This is a genomic window from Microbacterium sp. CCNWLW41, from assembly GCF_037083505.1.
Map to the genome: position 1 here is coordinate 288830 of NZ_JBAOJP010000010.1, position 17824 is coordinate 306653.

Sequence of the window (17824 nt, forward strand, 5' to 3'; positions counted from 1 at the left end):
CGCCGTGTTCCGATGACGGCGCCCGCCGGGCGCCCGGGTTAGGGTCGATGCGGAGTTTTGGCCAGGAGGACCGCGTGATCTGGGAGATCGACGAGTCGACCCGTGGTATCGAGGGTCTCGACGACGACGGGCGACCGCGGCCGGAGTACGCCGCGTCACTCGGCCTCGTGCGGGCGCCCTTCGGTCGCCGCGCGCTGTCGGCGACCATCGAGGCGGCCGTCTACGTCCTGGTGCAGCTGCCGCTGCTGCTGGGCGCGCTGCCGGCGCTGCTCGCCGCGTCGGCGGAGGCGGATCCCGCCGAGGCGCTGCAGGGGCGGCTCGTGCTCGTCGTGGTGCTCACCGCGATCTCGACCGTGCTCACCACCGTCTACCTCATCGTTCAGCTGGTGCTGCACGGCCGGCGCGGCATCACGCTCGGCAAGGCGCTCACCGGCCTGCGGTCGGTGAACGTCCGCACGCTCGAGCGCCCCGGCTTCTGGCGCGGCGCGGTCGTGCGCGGGCTCGTGCTGTGGGCGAGCTTCGCGGTGCCGCTCCTGGGGCCGCTGCTGGTGATCGCGCTGTCGCCGTTCTTCGACCCGGAGCGCCGGGGCCGGGGCTGGGCGGACCTCGCGGGCGCCACCTGGCTCGTCGACGCCCGGCACGGCCTCAACCCGTACGACGACAAGCGCATGCGCATCGCGCGCAAGACGGTCGCGACGGATCTGGCGGATGTCCGCAGCGAGCTGCCCTCGCTCGCGACGGCCGCCGGCCCGCGTCCGCCTGCCGCCTACGTCCCGGCCCCGCGCAGCAGCGGCGGCGTCCTCGGGGCGGCACGCGGCGAGGCGGCATCCGGCATCGCGACACCCGCTCCCGCTCCGGAGCACGGGGCGCCCGCGCCCGCGACGACGCCGTTCGACGCGCCGGATCCTGTCGCGGCGCCCGCCGGTCCCACGGCCTCGGGATGGGTCCCGCCCCAGCTGCTGCCCGACGGGAGCGCCGCGTCCCCGGTGCGCGAGGCCTCGGCCGTTACGGGCGCGCAGGGCGGCCCCGCAGGCCCCTCCCGTCCGGGTGCGTCCGCCGCGCGCTTCGTGCTGGATACCGGCCGGGTCGTCGACGTCGGCAGCGGCATCCTGATCGGCCGCGATCCCGCCCCGGTCACCGGCGACGACGGCGTCGCCCCGGTCGCGATCGACGACCCGACGATGTCGGTCTCCAAGACGCACCTCGCGGTGCTGCCGCACGGAACCGACACCGTCGTGGTCGATCGCGGGTCGACCAACGGCAGCGCCGTCGTGCGCGGCGGGGCGGAGCATCCGCTCGTCCCCGGTGCCCCGGTCGCGCTGCGGCCCGGCGATACGATTCGGTTCGGGGACCGCCACGCAATGATCCGCATCGGCTGAGGCCGATGCTCGACCGGGACAGCGAATGAGACTCAAACTGACGCTCCAGCGTCGCGACGGCCATCACACCGACATCGTGGTCACCTCCGACACGACCGCGACCGTGCAGGACGTGGCGCGCCGGATCGCCGAGGCCGATCCCGCCCGCAGCTTCGTCTCGTCGCCGCGCGACGTGCTCACCCTCCAGGTGGCGCCGCCGACCTCGTCGACGTTCCAGCTGCTCGAGCCCGACATGCTGATCAGCGACGCGCCGGTGGGGTCGGGCTTCGTCGCGACGATCGCGAACCTCGGGGCCGACTACGTCTCGGGCCGCCGCGCGGGCGCGCCGCCGGCGGCGATCCTGTCGGTCGTGGCCGGCCCGTTCGCGGGGCGGGAGTTCCAGCTGCCGCGCGGCCACTTCACGATCGGCCGGGCGGCGGGCGCCGACGTCGTCCTCGACGATCCGCTGGTGTCCAAGCGGCATGCCCGCATCGAGGTGGGATCCTCCGTCGAGCTCGTCGACCTCAACTCGGCGAACGGCATCGTCGTGGACGGCGGGCTGGTGCAGCGCCTGAAGGTCATCCCGGGGCAGCGGTTCGCGCTGGGCGACACCGAGCTTGTCGTGCGCATGGTGCAGGACTTCGCACCGCTGGACCAGGACCCGGTGCTGGAGCGCGGCGGATCGCTGCTGTTCAACCGCAGCCCCCGGGTCGAGCCGCGGTACGTGGGGGAGGAGCTGCCGGAGCCCCGTCTCCCCAAGGATCCGATCAGCCGCCTGTTCCCGTGGCCCATGCTGGTGGCGCCGGTCATCCTGGGCGCCTCGATCTTCGCGATGACAGGCAACCCGCGCTCGCTGCTGGTGGTGCTCCTGTCGCCCCTCATGCTGCTCGGCAACTTCATCTCGCAGCGCACCCAGGTGGGTCAGCGGGTGCGCAAGGAGGCCGAGATCTTCGAGCGCACGTTCGAGGAGCTCGAAGAGACGCTGTACCGCGAACGGCCGCGCGAACGCGAGGTGCGCAACGCCGAGGTGCCGCCGGTGGCCGTGGTGTTCGACGAGGCGATGCGGCTGGGGCCCATGCTGTGGACCAGGCGCCCCGAGCACTGGAACTTCCTCTCGGTGCGGCTGGGGACGTCCGAGGCGCCCTCGCGCACGACGATCAAGCGCGCCGAGAACCCCGACGCGCTCCAGGAGTACGTCGACCGCGTCGATCGGCTGCGCGAGCGCTACCGCATCATCGACGGCGTGCCGGTGCTGGAGTCGCTGCAGAGCGTGGGCGTCATCGGCGTCGCGGGGCCCCCGCGCGAGGCGGCGGACGCGCTGCGCGGCCTGTGCGTGCAGCTGTTCGGCCTGCACTCGCCCAACGAGCTCGTCGCCGTCGCGCTGACCGAGCCGCAGTGGGCGACGCAACTGGAATGGCTCAAGTGGCTTCCGCACACCACGAGCGAGCGCAGCCCGTTCCGCGACATGCCCCTGTCGGACTCCGCGTCGACCGGCGCGGCGCTGCTCTCGGCGCTCGAGGAGCTCGTGATGCGCCGCTCCAAGGCGGCCTCGTCGCCGCGTCTGCCGCTGGACGACGACTGGGACCCGATGCGCTACGGCACCGACGTGCGCCGCGCCGCCGAGGATGCGACCTTCCCGGGGCAGACGGCGGTCGTGGTGATCGTGACGGCGGATGCCCCGGTGGACCGTGCCCGGCTCACCCAGGTGCTCGAGCGCGGCGCCGACGTCGGCGTGTACGGACTGTTCGTCGCGCCGGTCGTCGAGGCGCTGCCGGCCGTATGCCGCAGCTTCGTCGACGTGGCGGGGGGTCTCGAGGCGGCGCGGGCGGGGACGGTCCGCAGCGGCGTCGAGTACCCGGCCACCGTCGTGGAGGGCGTCTCCAACGAGCTCATGACCGTGCTCGCCAAGCGCCTCGCGCCCGTCGCCGACTCCAGCACCGTCATCGAGGACTCCTCCGACATCCCGAACTCGGTCATGTTCCTCTCGGTCGTCGGACCCGAGATCGCGACCGACCCGTCGTTCGCCGTGGAGCGCTGGCGCGAGAACAACACCATCGTCGACCGGTCGGGGGCGGCGCTGCCGCGGCTGAAGAAGGCCGGCAACCTGCGCGCCATCGTCGGGCAGGGCGCGACCGACGCGATGACGCTCGACCTGCGCACGCAGGGACCCCACGCCCTGGTGGGCGGCACCACCGGCGCGGGCAAGTCGGAGTTCCTGCAGGCGTGGGTCCTCGGCATGGCCGCCGCCCACAGCCCCGACCGCGTCACGTTCCTCTTCGTCGACTACAAGGGCGGTTCCGCCTTCGCCGACTGCGTCGAGCTGCCGCACTGCGTGGGCCTGGTGACCGACCTCAGCCCCCACCTCGTGCGACGCGCCCTCACCAGCCTCCGCGCCGAGCTGCACCACCGCGAGCACCTCTTCAACCGCAAGAAGGCCAAGGACCTGCTCGAGCTCGAGAAGCGCCGCGATCCCGACGTGCCCCCGGCGCTGGTCATCGTCATCGACGAGTTCGCCGCGCTCGCCGGCGAGGTGCCCGAGTTCGTGGACGGCGTCGTCGACATCGCCCAGCGCGGCCGGTCCCTCGGCATCCACCTCATCATGGCGACCCAGCGTCCGGCGGGCGTCATCAAGGACAATCTGCGCGCCAACACCAACCTGCGGGTCGCGCTGCGCATGGCCGACGAGTCCGACTCGAAGGACGTCGTCGACGACCCGGTCGCCGCGCGGTTCGACCCCGGCATCCCCGGGCGCGGCATCGCCAAGACCGGGCCGGGGCGACTGGTCCCGTTCCAGTCCGCGTACGCGGGCGGCTGGAGCACCGACGAGGTGCCGGTGGCCGACGTGAGCGTCGCGGAGCTGCGGTTCGGGTCGGTGCAGAGGTGGGAGCTCGAGGATCCGGGCGACGCCGCAGACGACACCGCCGACCCCGGCCCCAACGACCAGAAGCGCATCGTCGCGACGCTGGTGGCGGCGGCCGCGCAGGCTCGCATCCCGGCTCCCCGGCGCCCGTGGCTCGACGACCTCGAGACGACGGTCGACATCCGGGCGCTCCGCGCCGGCCGCCCCGGCAGCATCCTGCTCGGCAAGCGCGACGTCCCCGAGCGACAGCTGCAGGAGCCCGTGTACTTCGAGCCGGACCGCGACGGGTCGCTCCTCGTCTACGGCACGAGCGGCTCGGGGAAATCCACCGTGCTGCGCACCGCCGCCATCGCGGCCGCGATGGGGCGTCGCCCCGAGAACGTCGCGGTCTACGGGCTCGACTTCGGAGCGGGCGCGCTCAAGAGCCTCGAGGTGCTGCCGCACGTCGGCTCGATCATCCCGGGCGACGACGCCGAGCGCGTGCAGCGCATCCTCCGGTCGCTGGGCGCGGTGCTTGACGACCGCGGCAAGCGGTTCAGCGCGGCCAACGCCTCCAGCATCGCCGAGTACCGTGACCTCACCGGCCGGGACGAGGCCCGCATCATCCTGCTGCTGGACGGCCTGCCGCAGTTCCGGGCGGAGTGGGAGACGACGACGGCGCGGATGCCGTTCTATCAGGCGTTCATGCGGATCCTGGGCGAGGGGCGCCCGCTGGGCGTGCACGTCGTGGCCACCGCGGACCGCTCGGGGTCCGTTCCGACCGCGGTGAGCTCGAACATCTCGCGCCGCGTCGTCCTGCGCCTGGCCGACGAGAGCGCGTACTCGCTGCTGAACGCACCGAAGGACGTCCTGGACGAGCGGTCCGCGCCCGGCCGCGCGATCATCGACGGGTTCGAGACGCAGATCGCGGTGCTGGGCGGGACGCCCAACGTGGCGGAGCAGACCAAGCTGCTCGTGCAGTGGGCGCAGGAGCTGCGCGCGCTCGGTGCCCGTGAGGTCGACGAGATCGGCTCGCTGCCGACCCGCCTGGCGTGGTCGGCGCTGCCCGACCGCGTCGGCGAGTTCCCGGCGCTCGGCATCGCCGAGGACACGCTCGCGCCGCGCGACTTCGACCCGGTCGGCACGTTCGTCTTGGCGGGCCCGCCGCTGGCGGGCAAGACCAACGCGATGAAGGCGCTCGTGACGGCGATGGTGCGCTTCGACCCGGGCGTGAGGCTGTTCCACTTCGGCGGCCGCCGCTCGCAGCTGAAGGAGTTCGCGCCCTGGATGCGCAGCGCCACGACGCCCGACGAGGCCAAGGAGCTCGCGACCGAGCTCGCCGAGCTGGTCGCCGACGAGTCCATCGACACCCGTCTGATGATCGTGATCGAGGACGTGCCGCAGTTCGCCGATTCGCCCGCCGAGCGCCCGCTGAAGGCGCTGTTCCAGGCGGTCAACCGCAGTGAGCACTTCCTCATCGGCGACGCCGACGTGACGCAGGTCACGAGCGGCTTCGGGCTCGTCGGGGACTTCAAGGGCGGTCGCAAGGGCGTCATCCTCAAGCCCGACGCGTTCGACGGCGATGCGGTGTTCAAGGTGCCGTTCCCCAAGGTCAAGCGCGCCGACTTCCCCGACGGACGCGGCATCTTCGTGCAGGCGGGCCGCCAGGTCACCGTGCAGCTGCCGCTGGTCGAGGCATCCGCCCTGCCCGTCGCCCAGGCCGCCGCGCAGCACTGACCGCGGCGGGAGGCCATGGGTCATGCCATGGGGAATGGTCCCCATCGCGTGGCGTCGTGGGCGTCGGTTAGGTTTCTGAGTGTCCCGCCCGGGGTGGGTCGGGTTACCTGAGTGAGGGAGTTGACGATGGCGGATTTCGGTGCCTCGTATGCGGAGATGGAGCAGGTGGCGTCGTCGCTGTCGCAGGCTCGTGATGACATCCAGGGTCAGCTGGACGCGCTGAAGAGCCAGGTGGACACGCTGCTGGGTGAGGACTTCAAGACGCAGCACGCGTCGGGGAAGTTCGGTGAGGGCTATTCCGAGCTGACGACGGGTCTGAAGGGTGCGGTGGACGGCATCAACGACATGTCGGAGGCTCTGCTGGGCATGATGCGTGCCATCCAGGACCTCGACCAGCAGCTCGCCGGCGGCTGAACCGACTGACTTCACGCGTGGGGAACCACGGTTCCCCACGCGTCCTCTCGTTCGATCACGGCCTTGGGAGTGAACACACGTGTCGGTGAAGATCTCATACGACGAGCTCGGTGCGCTGTACACCAACCTGCTCGCGACGCAGACGGAGTTCGAGTCGGCGTCCAAGCGGCGGAGCGACCTCAGCCATGACATCGGGTCGCCGTACGGTCGCAGCGACCTCCGCGACAAGACCGACGACTTCGAGGAGCGCTGGGACGACCGGCGCAACAAGCTCAACGAGGGCCTGAAGGCGGTCACCGAGCAGGCCAAGACGGTCCTCGAGGGCTTCGGCGACTTCGACACCCAGGTGGCCGCAGAGCTCGCGGCGCAGATGCAGGAAGTGGGCGAGTAGATGGCGATACACCAATCCCCGAAGGGACGCCCGATCGAGGTCGTGTCGGGCAACGGCGACGACGTCCGCGAACGCGGCCAGCAGATCATCAACCTCGGCGCGGCCATGTCGGAGGCCGAGACGCTGCTCACGCGGCTCGTCGACGACGGCGCCGACATGGAGGGCAAGGCGGTCGACAAGCTCCGCGAGCTGAGCGGGGAGGTCAACGTCGAGCTCGGCCGGGCGGCGGAGCTGTACCAGGCGGTCGGTCCCTTCGTGCGGGACTACGGCTCGGAGCTGGCCGCGGTCAAGGCGCTCATGAAGGTGACCGTGCCCGACGCCGACACGTACTGGCAGAACTACCAGCAGGCCCTCAGCGAGTGGCAGAGCGCGCAGATGGCGCCGGTGCCCTACCCCGAGGGATCCGGCGACGACGACTCCGCCCGCACCGAGGCGCAGCGCACCCACGACAACGCCGTGGAGTCCGCCGAGGGCGACAAGGACGCCGCCTACGCACTGTGGAAGGGCGCCGCCGACGACTTCGACGAGCAGTACGACCGGTGGGAGACCGCGTTCGATGCGGCCGTCGAAGGCGTGCGGTCCTCGAACGCCAACGCGATCAAGGACGGCTGGCGCGACAACCTCGACGGCTTCGTCGACTTCGCGCTGGACGTGCTCGCGGTCGCGGGTGTCGTGCTCGCCGTGCTCGCGATGGTGGTCGGCGGACCCATCGTCGCCCTGCTGGCGCTCGCCGTCGGCGTGCTCACGCTCGCGGGAACGCTCTGGCAGTACTCGCGCGGCGATGCCGCGCTCTGGGAGGTCGGCCTCGCGGTGCTCGGCGTGCTCCCGTTCGGCGCGTTCGGCGAGTTCGCCAGTGGCGGCTTCGGGGCCGGCATGCGGGCGTGGGCGGGCCTTCCCACGGGCGGCATGTCGTACGGCGACGACTTCGCCCGGTGGACGCTGAGCATGGGATCGCGCAGCCCGGGTCAGTGGATCTCGAACATGCGCTCGCTGGGCCCGGAGGCCGGGTACGTGGTGAACTCCTTCGACGACATCCTGAGCACGGTGATGACCGGACAGGATCCCTTCATGTGGGAGGTCATCGGAGCCCTCGGCACCACGGGCGAGCAGCTCACCTACGCCTTCAGCGGCCTGGGTGCCCACTACAACAACATCGCCACGCTCGCCGGCGGCCTGCAGGGCACCGTGGAGCTGGCGACGGGCATGGACCGCATCGCCTACCCGACGTGGTGACAGGGTCGACTGTGGCAGGGTGGAGCGGGTGAGTTCACTGCGCGATCAGCTCGCCGGCGGGCGTCCGGGAGTCCCCGAGTTCCGGATGACGCTGCCCGAGGGCTGGACCATGTACGACACCTCCGGCGCGACCGAGCGTGCGCTGCTGGACCGGGCGAAGGCGCGGCTGCGCGAGGCGCACCGGCCCGACGTGTACGCCGCGCTGGAGACCCACGTCACCGGCGCGCTCGGGGCGGCGCGGCGTCAGGGGGCGTTCGTGATGATCATGGCGGGTGAGGATGCCCCGCAGTGGTCGACGGTCCCCATCAGCGTGCTCGGCACGATCACCGAGGGAGCGCCCGGCGTGTCCCTGGACGCCATGGTCGCCGACGCCGTCGAGCGGCGCGGCGCCCGCGCGCTCGAGGGCAGCCGGCAGTTCCTCCGCTGGACGGATCGTCGCACCGTGGAGCTGTCGGGGGAGTCGGCCGGCGCCTACACGATCGTGTACCTCACGCCCCTGCCGGGATCCCGCCGCACCAAGGCCCTCCAGCTCACGGCGACGCTGGTCCACCCGACGGACGTCGACCCCGACGAGGACCCGTACATGAAGAACTGGCTGTCCCTGATGGACGCGCACGTGCTGACGTTCGCGTGGACCGGGCGATGACGCGCGTCGACTTCGGCTTCGACGCCGCGACCGTCGTCCCGCTGCCCGGAGCCGACCTCGGCTCCGGTGACGTCGAGGCCTGGGCCGCCGAAGCGGCGGCGCGGATGGCCGGGCTCCACGACCTCCCCCCGCAGGAGACGGAGGTCCTGGCCCGGGCTCTCGCGCGTGCGCAGCGGTCGGCGGCATCCGATCCCGGCACCAACCTGCTCACCTTCGAGCCGGCCACGTGGTCGTGGGCGCCGCTGCGCCTCACCCTGGCCGACTGGGAGCCGGATGCCGACGAGCAGCGGCGGTACCTCTGGCCGCCGTCGGTCCTCGCTCCTCGGATCCGGCCTGCCCGCTCGGCCGGTCTCGGCGAGGGCTGCTCGGTCACCCTCATGGACGAGGACGGCCGCGGCGTGGTCCGCTGGCTCTTCATGACCACCGGCGCGTCGTTCTTCGCCGTCCTGGGACCGCTCGACCCGGCGGCGATCGCGCTGTCCGCCGCGCGGGTGGAGGACCTGCTCGACACCGTGCGCATCGACGGCGCGCCCTGGACGCCGTCCGGCCTGCTCGACGTGCCCGCCCTCGTTCAGTCCGCGCAGGACCCGGAAGGACTGTGGCGGGTATGACCGACGCGCCCGCGACGGCGTACGCGCGCACGGTGAGCGCGTGGACGCCGCTGGACTGGTGGAAGCTCGAGGCCCGCGCCCTGCACCACGTGCCCGACGCGCGCCGCGCGCTGGCCTTCTTCGCGCCGCCGGCGGCGTGGAAGGACCTCGCGAAGAACGTCGCGCCCGCCTGGGGGTGCCTGCTCACCCTGTCGCACATCGCGAGTTTCACGCTGCCCGTGGTGGCGCTGCTGATGCTGCTGCCCTGGCTCTTCGACCGCACAGAGACCGCACTGGTCGGGTGGGCCGGCATGCTCGCCGGGATCGCCGCCCTCCTCGGCGCGAACGGCATCCTCACCGAGATGCGCGAATCGCTCGGCACCGAGCCCGGCATCCACCGGCTGCTGGGGGCGCTCCACCTCGTCCCATCCGCGATCGCCACCGCCGTCGCCGCGCTGGCGATCGCACAGGGCGCCGCCGACGCCCCGATCGGCATCGTGGGCCTCGCGGCAGACGTGGCCGTGGGCGTGCTGCATCTCGTACTGTTCCGCGGTCCCGCGCACACCGGCACGGATCGATGGCGGCGGAGCCTCACGGCCCTCGAGAAGGCCGTCGAGGGGATGCCTCCCGACGAGCGCGCCCGCATCTACGCGGACGTCCAGGGTGCGCTGGCCGTCCTCGCGGAGCGGGGGCTCATCACCGAGCCGGAGCTCGTGCGCGCCCGGGACGTGCGCATCGGACTGCTCGGCATCACGATGGCGCCCCGCGAGGACCTCACGCCCCGAGGCGGACGAACGGCGTGAGCGCCGGATGGGGAATGGTCCCCATGGGCCCCGGCGCCGGCCCGGGTTAGCGTGGAGGGCATCGGCCGGCTGGGTCGGGTTATCTGAGTGAGGGAGTTGACGATGGCGGATTTCGGTGCCTCGTATGCGGAGATGGAGCAGGTGGCGTCGTCGCTGTCGCAGGCTCGTGATGACATCCAGGGTCAGCTGGACGCGCTGAAGAGCCAGGTGGACACGCTGCTGGGTGAGGACTTCAAGACGCAGCACGCGTCGGGGAAGTTCGGTGAGGGCTATTCCGAGCTGACGACGGGTCTGAAGGGTGCGGTGGACGGCATCAACGACATGTCGGAGGCTCTGCTGGGCATGATGCGTGCCATCCAGGACCTCGACCAGCAGCTCGCCGGCGGCTGAACCGACGGACTTCGGCGGCCGGTCGTCGCTCCGCTTCGCGGCGGGGCCGCGACCGGCCGCTTCGTCGTCTGCGGGCGGCGCGCGGCCTGCCTCGCGGGGCGTCACCGTCGTGTCCGATTTCCGCGAGCCGATGTCGGGGGAGCGTGTCAGGCTAGGGACATGAGCCTGGCGATGACGTTCGACGAGAGGTACCGCGCGATCGACTCGCGCGATGCGCGCTTCGACGGCCAGTTCGTCACGGCGGTGCGGTCGACCGGCATCTACTGCCGTCCCAGCTGCCCCGCGCGCACGCCGAAGGCGTCGAACGTCACGTTCTACCCCACGAGCGCCGCAGCCCACGAGGCCGGCTACCGCGCGTGCAAGCGGTGCCTGCCCGAGGCCGCGCCGGGGTCGCCGCAGTGGAATCTCCGCGGCGACACCGCCGGCCGCGCGATGCGGCTCATCGCCGACGGCGTCGTCGAGCGCGAGGGCGTGCCGGGCCTCGCCCGGCGGCTGGGCTACTCGCCGCGCCACCTGACGCGCCTGCTCACCGCCGAGCTCGGCGCCGGTCCGCTCGCGCTCAGCCGCGCGCACCGGGCGCAGACGGCCCGCATGCTCCTGGTGGGCACCGACCTGCCCGCGGCGGACGTCGCGTTCTCGTCGGGGTTCGCGAGCGTGCGGCAGTTCAACGACACCGTCCGTGAGGTGTTCGGCCTGTCGCCGCTCGAGCTGCGCGCCCGGCGCCGCCTGCCGCGCCCCTCCAGCGCGCCGGAGGACGCGATGCTCGGCGCGATCGACCTCGTGCTGCCGCATCGCGGGCCGCTCGATGCCGACGGGCTCTTCGCGTGGATGGCGGCCCGCGCCGTGCCGGGCGCCGAGGTGGCGACCGCGAGGTCGTTCGCCCGCACGCTGCGGCTGCCGCACGGGCCGGCGTGGTTCGAGCTGCGTGTCGACGATGCCGGACGCGTGCGGCTTCGGGCCCGCCTGACGAACCTCGCCGACCTCTCGACCCTCGTCACGCGGGCCCGGCGGCTGTTCGACCTCGACGCCGATCCCGTCGCGGTCGACGAGGCGCTCGGTGAGCATCCCGAGCTCGCGCCGCTGGTGGCGGACCTGCCCGGCATCCGGGTGCCGGGGGCCGCCGATCCGCACGAGATGCTCATCCGCGCGATGGTCGGGCAGCAGATCACGGTGGCGGCGGCGCGCACTGCGCTCACGCAGCTCACGACGGCGCTCGGCGACGACGTGGACGGGGCCGAGGGCACGGTGAAGCTGTTCCCGACGATGGCGGCCATCGCCGACCGCGGCCACGAGGTGCTGCGCGGGCCCGCCGCCCGCATCCGCGCGATCACCGGGGCGGCGGCGGCCCTCGCCGACGGCTCCCTCACGCTGACGACCGGCGACGACGCCGTCGAGCAGCGGGCCGCGCTCCTGGCCATGCCCGGCATCGGCCCGTGGACCGCCGACTACGTGCGCATGCGCGTCCTCGCCGACCCCGACGTGTTCCTCCCCGGTGACGTCGCCGTGCGCACCGGCGCCGCCGCCGCGGGACTCCCGTCCGAGCCGCGCGCCCTCACCGGCTGGGCGGCGCGCACGGCGCCATGGCGCAGCTACCTCACCGCGCACCTGTGGCGCGCCGTCCCGCCGAAGGGCCCCGCGCAGCGCAGGGGCGCCGCATCCGTCCTCTCCGTCCCGCCCGTCCCGACCACCGGAGGCATGCCATGACCACCGCGACCATCCAGACCATCGACACCCCCGACGGGGCGTTCACGATCCTCACCGACGAGGGGCGCGTGCTCGCATCGGGCTGGACCTCCGAGGCCGACCGCATCCTCGAGCGTCTGCGGGCATCGGACCGCCCGTCCTCCGTGGCGGAAGGGCGAACGGATGCCGCCGCCGCCGTCTCGGCCTACTACGACGGCGACCTCGCCGCCATCGACGGCATCCCCGTCGTGCAGCACGGCACGGTCATGCAGCTGACCGGGTGGAGCGCTCTGCGGCGCATCGCCCCCGGCCGGCCGCTGACGTACGCGGAGTTCGCCGCGGAGCTCGGGTCGCCGAGCGCGGTGCGGGCCGCGGCCTCGATCTGCGCGCGCAACGCGCCCGCGCTGTTCGTCCCCTGCCACCGGGTGCTGCGCACCGGGGGCGCGCTCGGCGGCTTCGCGTGGGGGCTCGACGTGAAGCAGCGGCTGCTCGACCGCGAGGCCGGTGTGCCCGCCCTCGTGGTCTGACACCGCTCGCCGACAACCGCTTTCCGGGGGACCGGAAAGCGGTTGTTGCGTTCAGTCAACTCCCAGGTATAGGCTGGTCGGCTGTCGCACCGCGAGGAAACCCGCGGTGCCGACATGCCCATTCCGCTCATCCCAAGGAGGAAGAAATGTCTCAGGCCGCCGTCGCTGCGAACGCCGCTCTCGTCCTCCGCTCCGCGGGACCCCGCACCGCCATCCGGCTGCCGCGTCCCCGCATTCAGGGGTAGCAGCCTCCTCCGCACGCCCCGGCTCGGCCGGCTTCGGCATATCGCCGCCCGGCGAAGCGTTTCCCCACTCGGAGCCTTCGCACGACGACGCCCGCCCATGGGCGCCGTTCAGACACGACCCGACGACGGGTCACCGCATCACCGCCACCCACAAGGATCATGACCTCCACCGCCACCCCTGAGCGATCAGAACCGCAACGGTCCGAACTGTCCACCTTCCAGGCCCTCGGCCGGCTGACGCCCTTCGTCAAGCCGGTGCTTCCGCGTCTCGCGCTCGGCGGCGCCAGCGCGCTCGTCGCGAGCCTGCTCGCCCTCGGCATCCCGCTCGTGCTCGAGCAGGTCGTCCGCGGCCCGATCTCGTCGGGCGACATCGCCGCCATCGGGTGGGGCGCCGCCGCCATCCTCGCCCTGGGCCTCGCCGAGGCCGCCATGGTGTGGCTGCGCCGCTGGTTCGTGCTGGGGCCCGCCACGCTCGTCGAGTACGACCTGCGCCAGACGTTCTACTCGCGGCTGCAGCGGCTCCCGGTCGCGTTCCACGACCGCTGGCAGTCCGGCCAGCTGCTCAGCCGCATGATGCAGGACATGAGCATGCTCCGCCGCTGGCTCGCCTTCGGCCTGGTGCTGCTCGTCGTGAACGCGATCACCATCGCCGTCGGAACCGCGCTGCTGTTCCGCTGGCACTGGCTCCTCGGCACGATCTTCCTCATCACCTCGGCGCCCCTCTGGTACGCCGGCTACCGGTTCGAGAAGACCTACGGCACCCTCGCCCGGCAGTCGCAGGACCAGGCGGGCGACCTCGCCACCTCGGTCGAGGAGAGCGTGCACGGCATCCGCGTGCTCAAGGCGTTCGGTCGCGGCAAGCACGCGCTGCAGAAGTTCGCGCGGCAGGCCGAGACGCTGCGCCAGACCGAGCTCAGCAAGGCCCGCGCCATCGGCTGGATCTGGTTCTGGCTGGTGCTGCTGCCCGACGTCGCGTTCGCGCTGTGCCTCGGCGCCGGCATCTACCTGACCGCGATGGGTCAGCTGCAGGGCGCCGAGCTGATCGCGTTCTTCGCGATGGCGACCGTGCTGCGCTGGCCGATGGAGTCCATCGGGTTCCTGTTCTCGTTCCTGCTCGACGCCCGCACGGCGACCGACCGCATCTTCGAGGTCTTCGACGAGGAGAACACGATCGTCGACCCCGAGAACCCCGTGTCAATTGCGAAGCCGCGCGGCGAGCTGGCGTTCGAGGACGTCCACTTCCGGTACCAGGACGCCGCGTCCCGCGAGCGCGATCTGCTGGACGGCGTCGACCTCGTGCTGCGCCCCGGCGAGACCATGGCGCTGGTCGGGCTCACCGGCTCGGGCAAGACGACGCTCACCACGCTCCCGACGCGCCTGTACGACGTGACGGGCGGCCGCGTGACGCTGGACGGCGTCGACGTGCGCGACCTCACCCTCGCCGAGCTGCGCCGGCACATCGGCATGGCGTTCGAGGACGCGACGCTCTTCTCGCAGTCGGTGCGCGACAACGTGCTGCTCGGTCGTGAGGACCTCGAGCCCGGCAGCGCCGAGGCCGAGCGCGTGCTGCGCGAGGCGCTCGGCGTCGCGCAGGCGTCGTTCGTCGACGACCTGCCCGACGGCGTCGACACGGTCATCGGCGAAGAGGGACTCTCGCTCTCGGGCGGGCAGCGGCAGCGCCTCGCGCTCGCCCGCGCGGTCGCCGCGCGCCCCGCGGTGCTCGTGCTCGACGACCCGCTGTCGGCGCTCGACGTCGACACCGAGGCGCTCGTGGAGGACGCCCTGCGCGAGGTGCTCCACGAGACGACGGCGCTCGTCGTCGCCCACCGTCCGTCGACAGTCATGCTCGCCGACCGGGTCGCGCTGCTCGAGGCGGGCCGCGTGACGGCGGTCGGCCGCCACTCCGAGCTGCTGCGCACCAGCGAGCACTACCGGCACGTGATCTCCAGTCTCGAGATCGAAGAAGCCCGCATGCGGGAGAGGGAGGTGACCCTGTGAGCACCACCGTCGTCGGAACGAGCGGGGAGGACCGCTCCGACTACACGCGCGACGAGAGCAGGGCGATCCGCAAGCGGTCGCTGCGCCTGCTCGGGTCGCTCATCACCCCGGTGCGCGGTCAGCTGATCCTGGCTGCGGTCGTGCTCGTGGTCTCGACGGCGCTGCGCGTCGCCGGCCCCTGGCTCATCGGCATCGGGATCAACAACGCGCTGCCGGCGGTCATCGAGCGGAACGACTGGATGCCGACGATCGTGGTCGTCGCCGTCTACCTCGTCGCCGCGATCGGCGGCGCCGCCCTCATCGGGTGGTACGTCGTCGTCGCCGCGCGCCTCACCCAGGCGATCATGCTGGACCTGCGCAAGCGCATCTTCCTGCACACGCAGCGGCTGAGCCTGGAGTTCCACGAGTCGTACACGTCCGGCCGCATCATCTCGCGCCAGACGAGCGACCTCGACACCATCCGGGAGCTCCTGGACGGCGGTCTGAACGAGCTGGTGTCCGGCATCCTGTACGGCGCGTTCACGCTGGTGGCGCTGTTCCTCGTGGACTGGCAGTCCGGGCTGATCCTGACGGTCATGGGCATCCCGCTGTTCCTGCTGATGCGGTGGTTCTACACCCGCTCGCAGCGGGTGTACCGCGAGTCGCGCGTCATCAGCGCCGGCGTCATCGTCAAGTTCGTCGAGACCATGACCGGCATCCGCGCCGTGAAGGCCTTCCGCAAGGAGGTCCGCAACGACGAGGAGTTCGGCGTGCAGGCGATGAACTACCGCGACGTCAACATGCGCTCGATCCGCCTCTTCGGCACGTTCGAGCCGGGACTCATGGCCGTGGCATCCGTCACCCTCGCGGTCGTCATCGCCTGGGGCGGCATCCGCGTCGCCGGCGGCGTGATGGAGATCGGCTTCCTGCTGTCGGCGGTGCTGTACGTGCGCAACTTCTTCTCACCGCTGCAGGAGGTGGCGTTCTTCCTGAACTCCTACCAATCCGCGACGGCGGCGCTGGAGAAGGTGTCGGGCGTGCTCGAGGAGCAGCCGACCGTCCCCGACCCCCGCGACCCGGTCGACCTGTGGGAGGCGAAGGGCCACATCCGGTTCGACGACGTGGTGTTCGGGTACTCCCGCGACCGCGTCATCCTGCCGGACTTCTCGCTGGACATCCCCGCGGGGCAGACGATCGCGCTCGTCGGCACGACCGGAGCCGGCAAGTCCACGCTCGCCAAGCTGGTGTCGCGCTTCTACGACCCGACCGAGGGGGCCGTGACGCTCGACGGCGTGGACCTGCGCCGCATGCACCCGAAGGACCTCCGGCGGGCGATCGTCATGGTCACGCAGGAGGCGTACCTGTTCAGCGGCACGGTCGCCGACAACATCGCGCTCGGCAAGCCCGACGCGACGCTCGACGAGATCAAGGCGGCGGCGCGGGCGGTGGGGGCGGATGCCTTCATCGAGCGCCTGCCCGACGGCTACGACACCGACGTCAACAAGCGCGGCGGCCGCGTGTCGGCGGGGCAGCGGCAGCTGATCTCGTTCGCGCGGGCGTTCCTCGCCGACCCGGCGGTGCTCATTCTTGACGAGGCCACGGCCTCGCTCGACATCCCGTCGGAGCGGCAGATCCAGGACGCGCTGCAGACGCTGCTCGCCGACCGCACCGCGATCATCATCGCGCACCGCCTCTCGACGGTCGCGATCGCCGACCGCGTGCTGGTCATGGAGCACGGCCGCATCATCGAGGACGACACCCCCGAGACGCTCATCGGCGGCACGGGCAAGTTCGCCCAGCTGCACGCCGCCTGGCGCGAGTCGCTCGTCTAGCCCGCGAACCCGGATGCCCCGGCCCGCCTGTCCACGCGGGGCCGGGGCATCCGCCGTCTCCGGGCTCCCGCTGTCCGCGCCCGCCCAATCGGATCCGGAATTCGGACTTCACGCCACTTTCCGGATCCTCCAACGTGGAACGCTCCGGAAACTGTGCGATTGTCCGAATTCCGGATCCGCCGACGCGGCGCCCGCGACGGTTCAGCGAGCGAGGTGCGCGCCGGCGGCGATCGCGCGCGCGATCGTCCGCTCGACGGCGTCCCAGTCGTGCATGACCTGCGCGTAGGTGAACCGGATCACCGTGTACCCCTGGAGCGTGAGTTCCGCGTCGAAGGCGACGTCCTTCGAGCGCTGCGCGGAGGACGAGTGATGGGCGAAGCCGTCGACCTGGATCACGAGGCGCTCACCGATCAGGAGGTCGACAGGTCGTCCGAGCAGGACGACCTGCTGACGCATCGGGATGCCCCAGGCACCGAGCCGCACGGCGATGATCGTCTCGAGACCGGAGTCGGACTGGTCCGACGCCCGGTCGGCGCAGTCTCGCGCCCGACGGTGGGGCCAGCGGACGCGGCGGATCGCGATCGGGGTGATCCGCTCGATCTGGAGTGCGGAGTTCCAGAGGATCTGCGCGTTCTCGGGCGACAGGCAGACGGCGATGTGGGCGAGAGTGTCTTCGATCGACTCGACCAGCCCGTGGCCCGGGGCCGGTGCGATCCGCTGCGTCCAGTGCGCGGTGACGGGGGATATCGGCGACGTCGCATGGGGCTCGAGGCGAACATGCACGGCGTCGTCCATCCCATCGGGTATCCACCATCCCCGGCGCCGCGCAGCCGAGACGCACGTGAGGCTGCCGCCGTTCTCGGCGGCAGTGAGGAGATCGGCGGGTGCGGCATCCGTCGCCAGCCAGTCCCGACGGACACGACGGACGGCACCGCACCGCACCGCCGCGCGACGCACGGCCACACCGAATCCCGCGTTCGCGGCGGCATCCCGGTGGGCGATCCCGCCCGCCGCGTCCACCCACTCCGCCAATCGGCCGACCTCGCGCGCCATCCGCTGGACAGGACTCACTCGGTGGACGACGCTCACACGAGCATCCTGCTGTGCGGCACGCTCCGCACCGCGCCGTCCACAGCCCGCGCTCGCCACGCCGCGCGAA

The 17824-nt window shown here is 72.1% G+C and carries 14 protein-coding genes; 13 read left to right on the forward strand and 1 reads right to left on the reverse strand.

Going from position 1 to position 17824, the window contains the following annotated elements:
• Positions 1 to 74 precede the first annotated feature (74 nt).
• The 13 genes from V6R91_RS29760 (at position 75) to V6R91_RS29820 (ending at position 16665) form a co-directional block, all read left to right on the forward strand.
• Positions 75 to 1379: an RDD family protein gene (locus V6R91_RS29760; protein WP_336398300.1), complete on the forward strand. Its 1305-nt coding sequence runs from the start codon at positions 75 to 77 to the stop codon at positions 1377 to 1379.
• Positions 1380 to 1404: 25 nt separating this feature from the next.
• Positions 1405 to 5934, forward strand: coding sequence for an FtsK/SpoIIIE domain-containing protein (locus V6R91_RS29765; RefSeq protein WP_336398301.1), 4530 nt, complete (start codon positions 1405 to 1407; stop codon positions 5932 to 5934).
• A 126-nt stretch (positions 5935 to 6060) separates the two neighbouring features.
• Positions 6061 to 6348 (forward strand): WXG100 family type VII secretion target, encoded by a 288-nt coding sequence (locus V6R91_RS29770; protein WP_194397663.1) that lies wholly within the window; start codon positions 6061 to 6063, stop codon positions 6346 to 6348.
• 85 nt (positions 6349 to 6433) lie between these two features.
• Entirely contained in the window at positions 6434 to 6739 is a 306-nt protein-coding gene (locus tag V6R91_RS29775; protein ID WP_336398302.1) for a hypothetical protein, read from the forward strand.
• A complete protein-coding gene (locus tag V6R91_RS29780; protein ID WP_336398303.1) occupies positions 6740 to 7972 on the forward strand; it encodes a hypothetical protein in 1233 nt (410 codons plus the stop codon).
• A 28-nt stretch (positions 7973 to 8000) separates the two neighbouring features.
• Positions 8001 to 8618, forward strand: a complete 618-nt coding sequence (locus tag V6R91_RS29785; RefSeq protein ID WP_336398304.1) for a hypothetical protein — start codon at positions 8001 to 8003, stop codon at positions 8616 to 8618.
• Positions 8615 to 9229: a hypothetical protein gene (locus V6R91_RS29790; RefSeq protein ID WP_336398305.1), complete on the forward strand. Its 615-nt coding sequence runs from the start codon at positions 8615 to 8617 to the stop codon at positions 9227 to 9229. Before V6R91_RS29785 ends, V6R91_RS29790 begins: the two co-directional genes overlap by 4 nt.
• The gene (locus tag V6R91_RS29795; protein WP_336398306.1) at positions 9226 to 10011 is read left to right on the forward strand and encodes a hypothetical protein; all 786 of its coding nucleotides are present in this window, start codon (positions 9226 to 9228) and stop codon (positions 10009 to 10011) included. Before V6R91_RS29790 ends, V6R91_RS29795 begins: the two co-directional genes overlap by 4 nt.
• A 102-nt stretch (positions 10012 to 10113) precedes the next feature.
• A complete protein-coding gene (locus V6R91_RS29800; protein ID WP_194397663.1) occupies positions 10114 to 10401 on the forward strand; it encodes a WXG100 family type VII secretion target in 288 nt (95 codons plus the stop codon).
• A gap of 159 nt (positions 10402 to 10560) precedes the next feature.
• Positions 10561 to 12105: a DNA-3-methyladenine glycosylase 2 family protein gene (locus tag V6R91_RS29805; protein WP_336398307.1), complete on the forward strand. Its 1545-nt coding sequence runs from the start codon at positions 10561 to 10563 to the stop codon at positions 12103 to 12105.
• Positions 12102 to 12611 carry a methylated-DNA--[protein]-cysteine S-methyltransferase gene (locus V6R91_RS29810; RefSeq protein ID WP_336398308.1) on the forward strand — a complete coding sequence of 170 codons (510 nt, stop codon included), beginning with the start codon at positions 12102 to 12104 and terminating at the stop codon, positions 12609 to 12611. The genes V6R91_RS29805 and V6R91_RS29810 overlap by 4 nt, the downstream gene beginning before the upstream one ends.
• Positions 12612 to 13015: 404 nt before the next feature.
• The gene (locus V6R91_RS29815) at positions 13016 to 14854 is read left to right on the forward strand and encodes an ABC transporter ATP-binding protein (RefSeq protein WP_336398309.1); all 1839 of its coding nucleotides are present in this window, start codon (positions 13016 to 13018) and stop codon (positions 14852 to 14854) included.
• Complete coding sequence (locus V6R91_RS29820; protein WP_336398310.1) at positions 14851 to 16665, forward strand: ABC transporter ATP-binding protein; 1815 nt, start codon at positions 14851 to 14853, stop codon at positions 16663 to 16665. The genes V6R91_RS29815 and V6R91_RS29820 overlap by 4 nt, the downstream gene beginning before the upstream one ends.
• Positions 16666 to 16866: 201 nt before the next feature.
• Here the strand turns inward: V6R91_RS29820 and V6R91_RS29825 are convergent, their stop codons facing one another.
• Positions 16867 to 17754 carry an endonuclease domain-containing protein gene (locus V6R91_RS29825; RefSeq protein ID WP_336398311.1) on the reverse strand — a complete coding sequence of 296 codons (888 nt, stop codon included), beginning with the start codon at positions 17752 to 17754 and terminating at the stop codon, positions 16867 to 16869.
• Positions 17755 to 17824 lie beyond the last annotated feature (70 nt).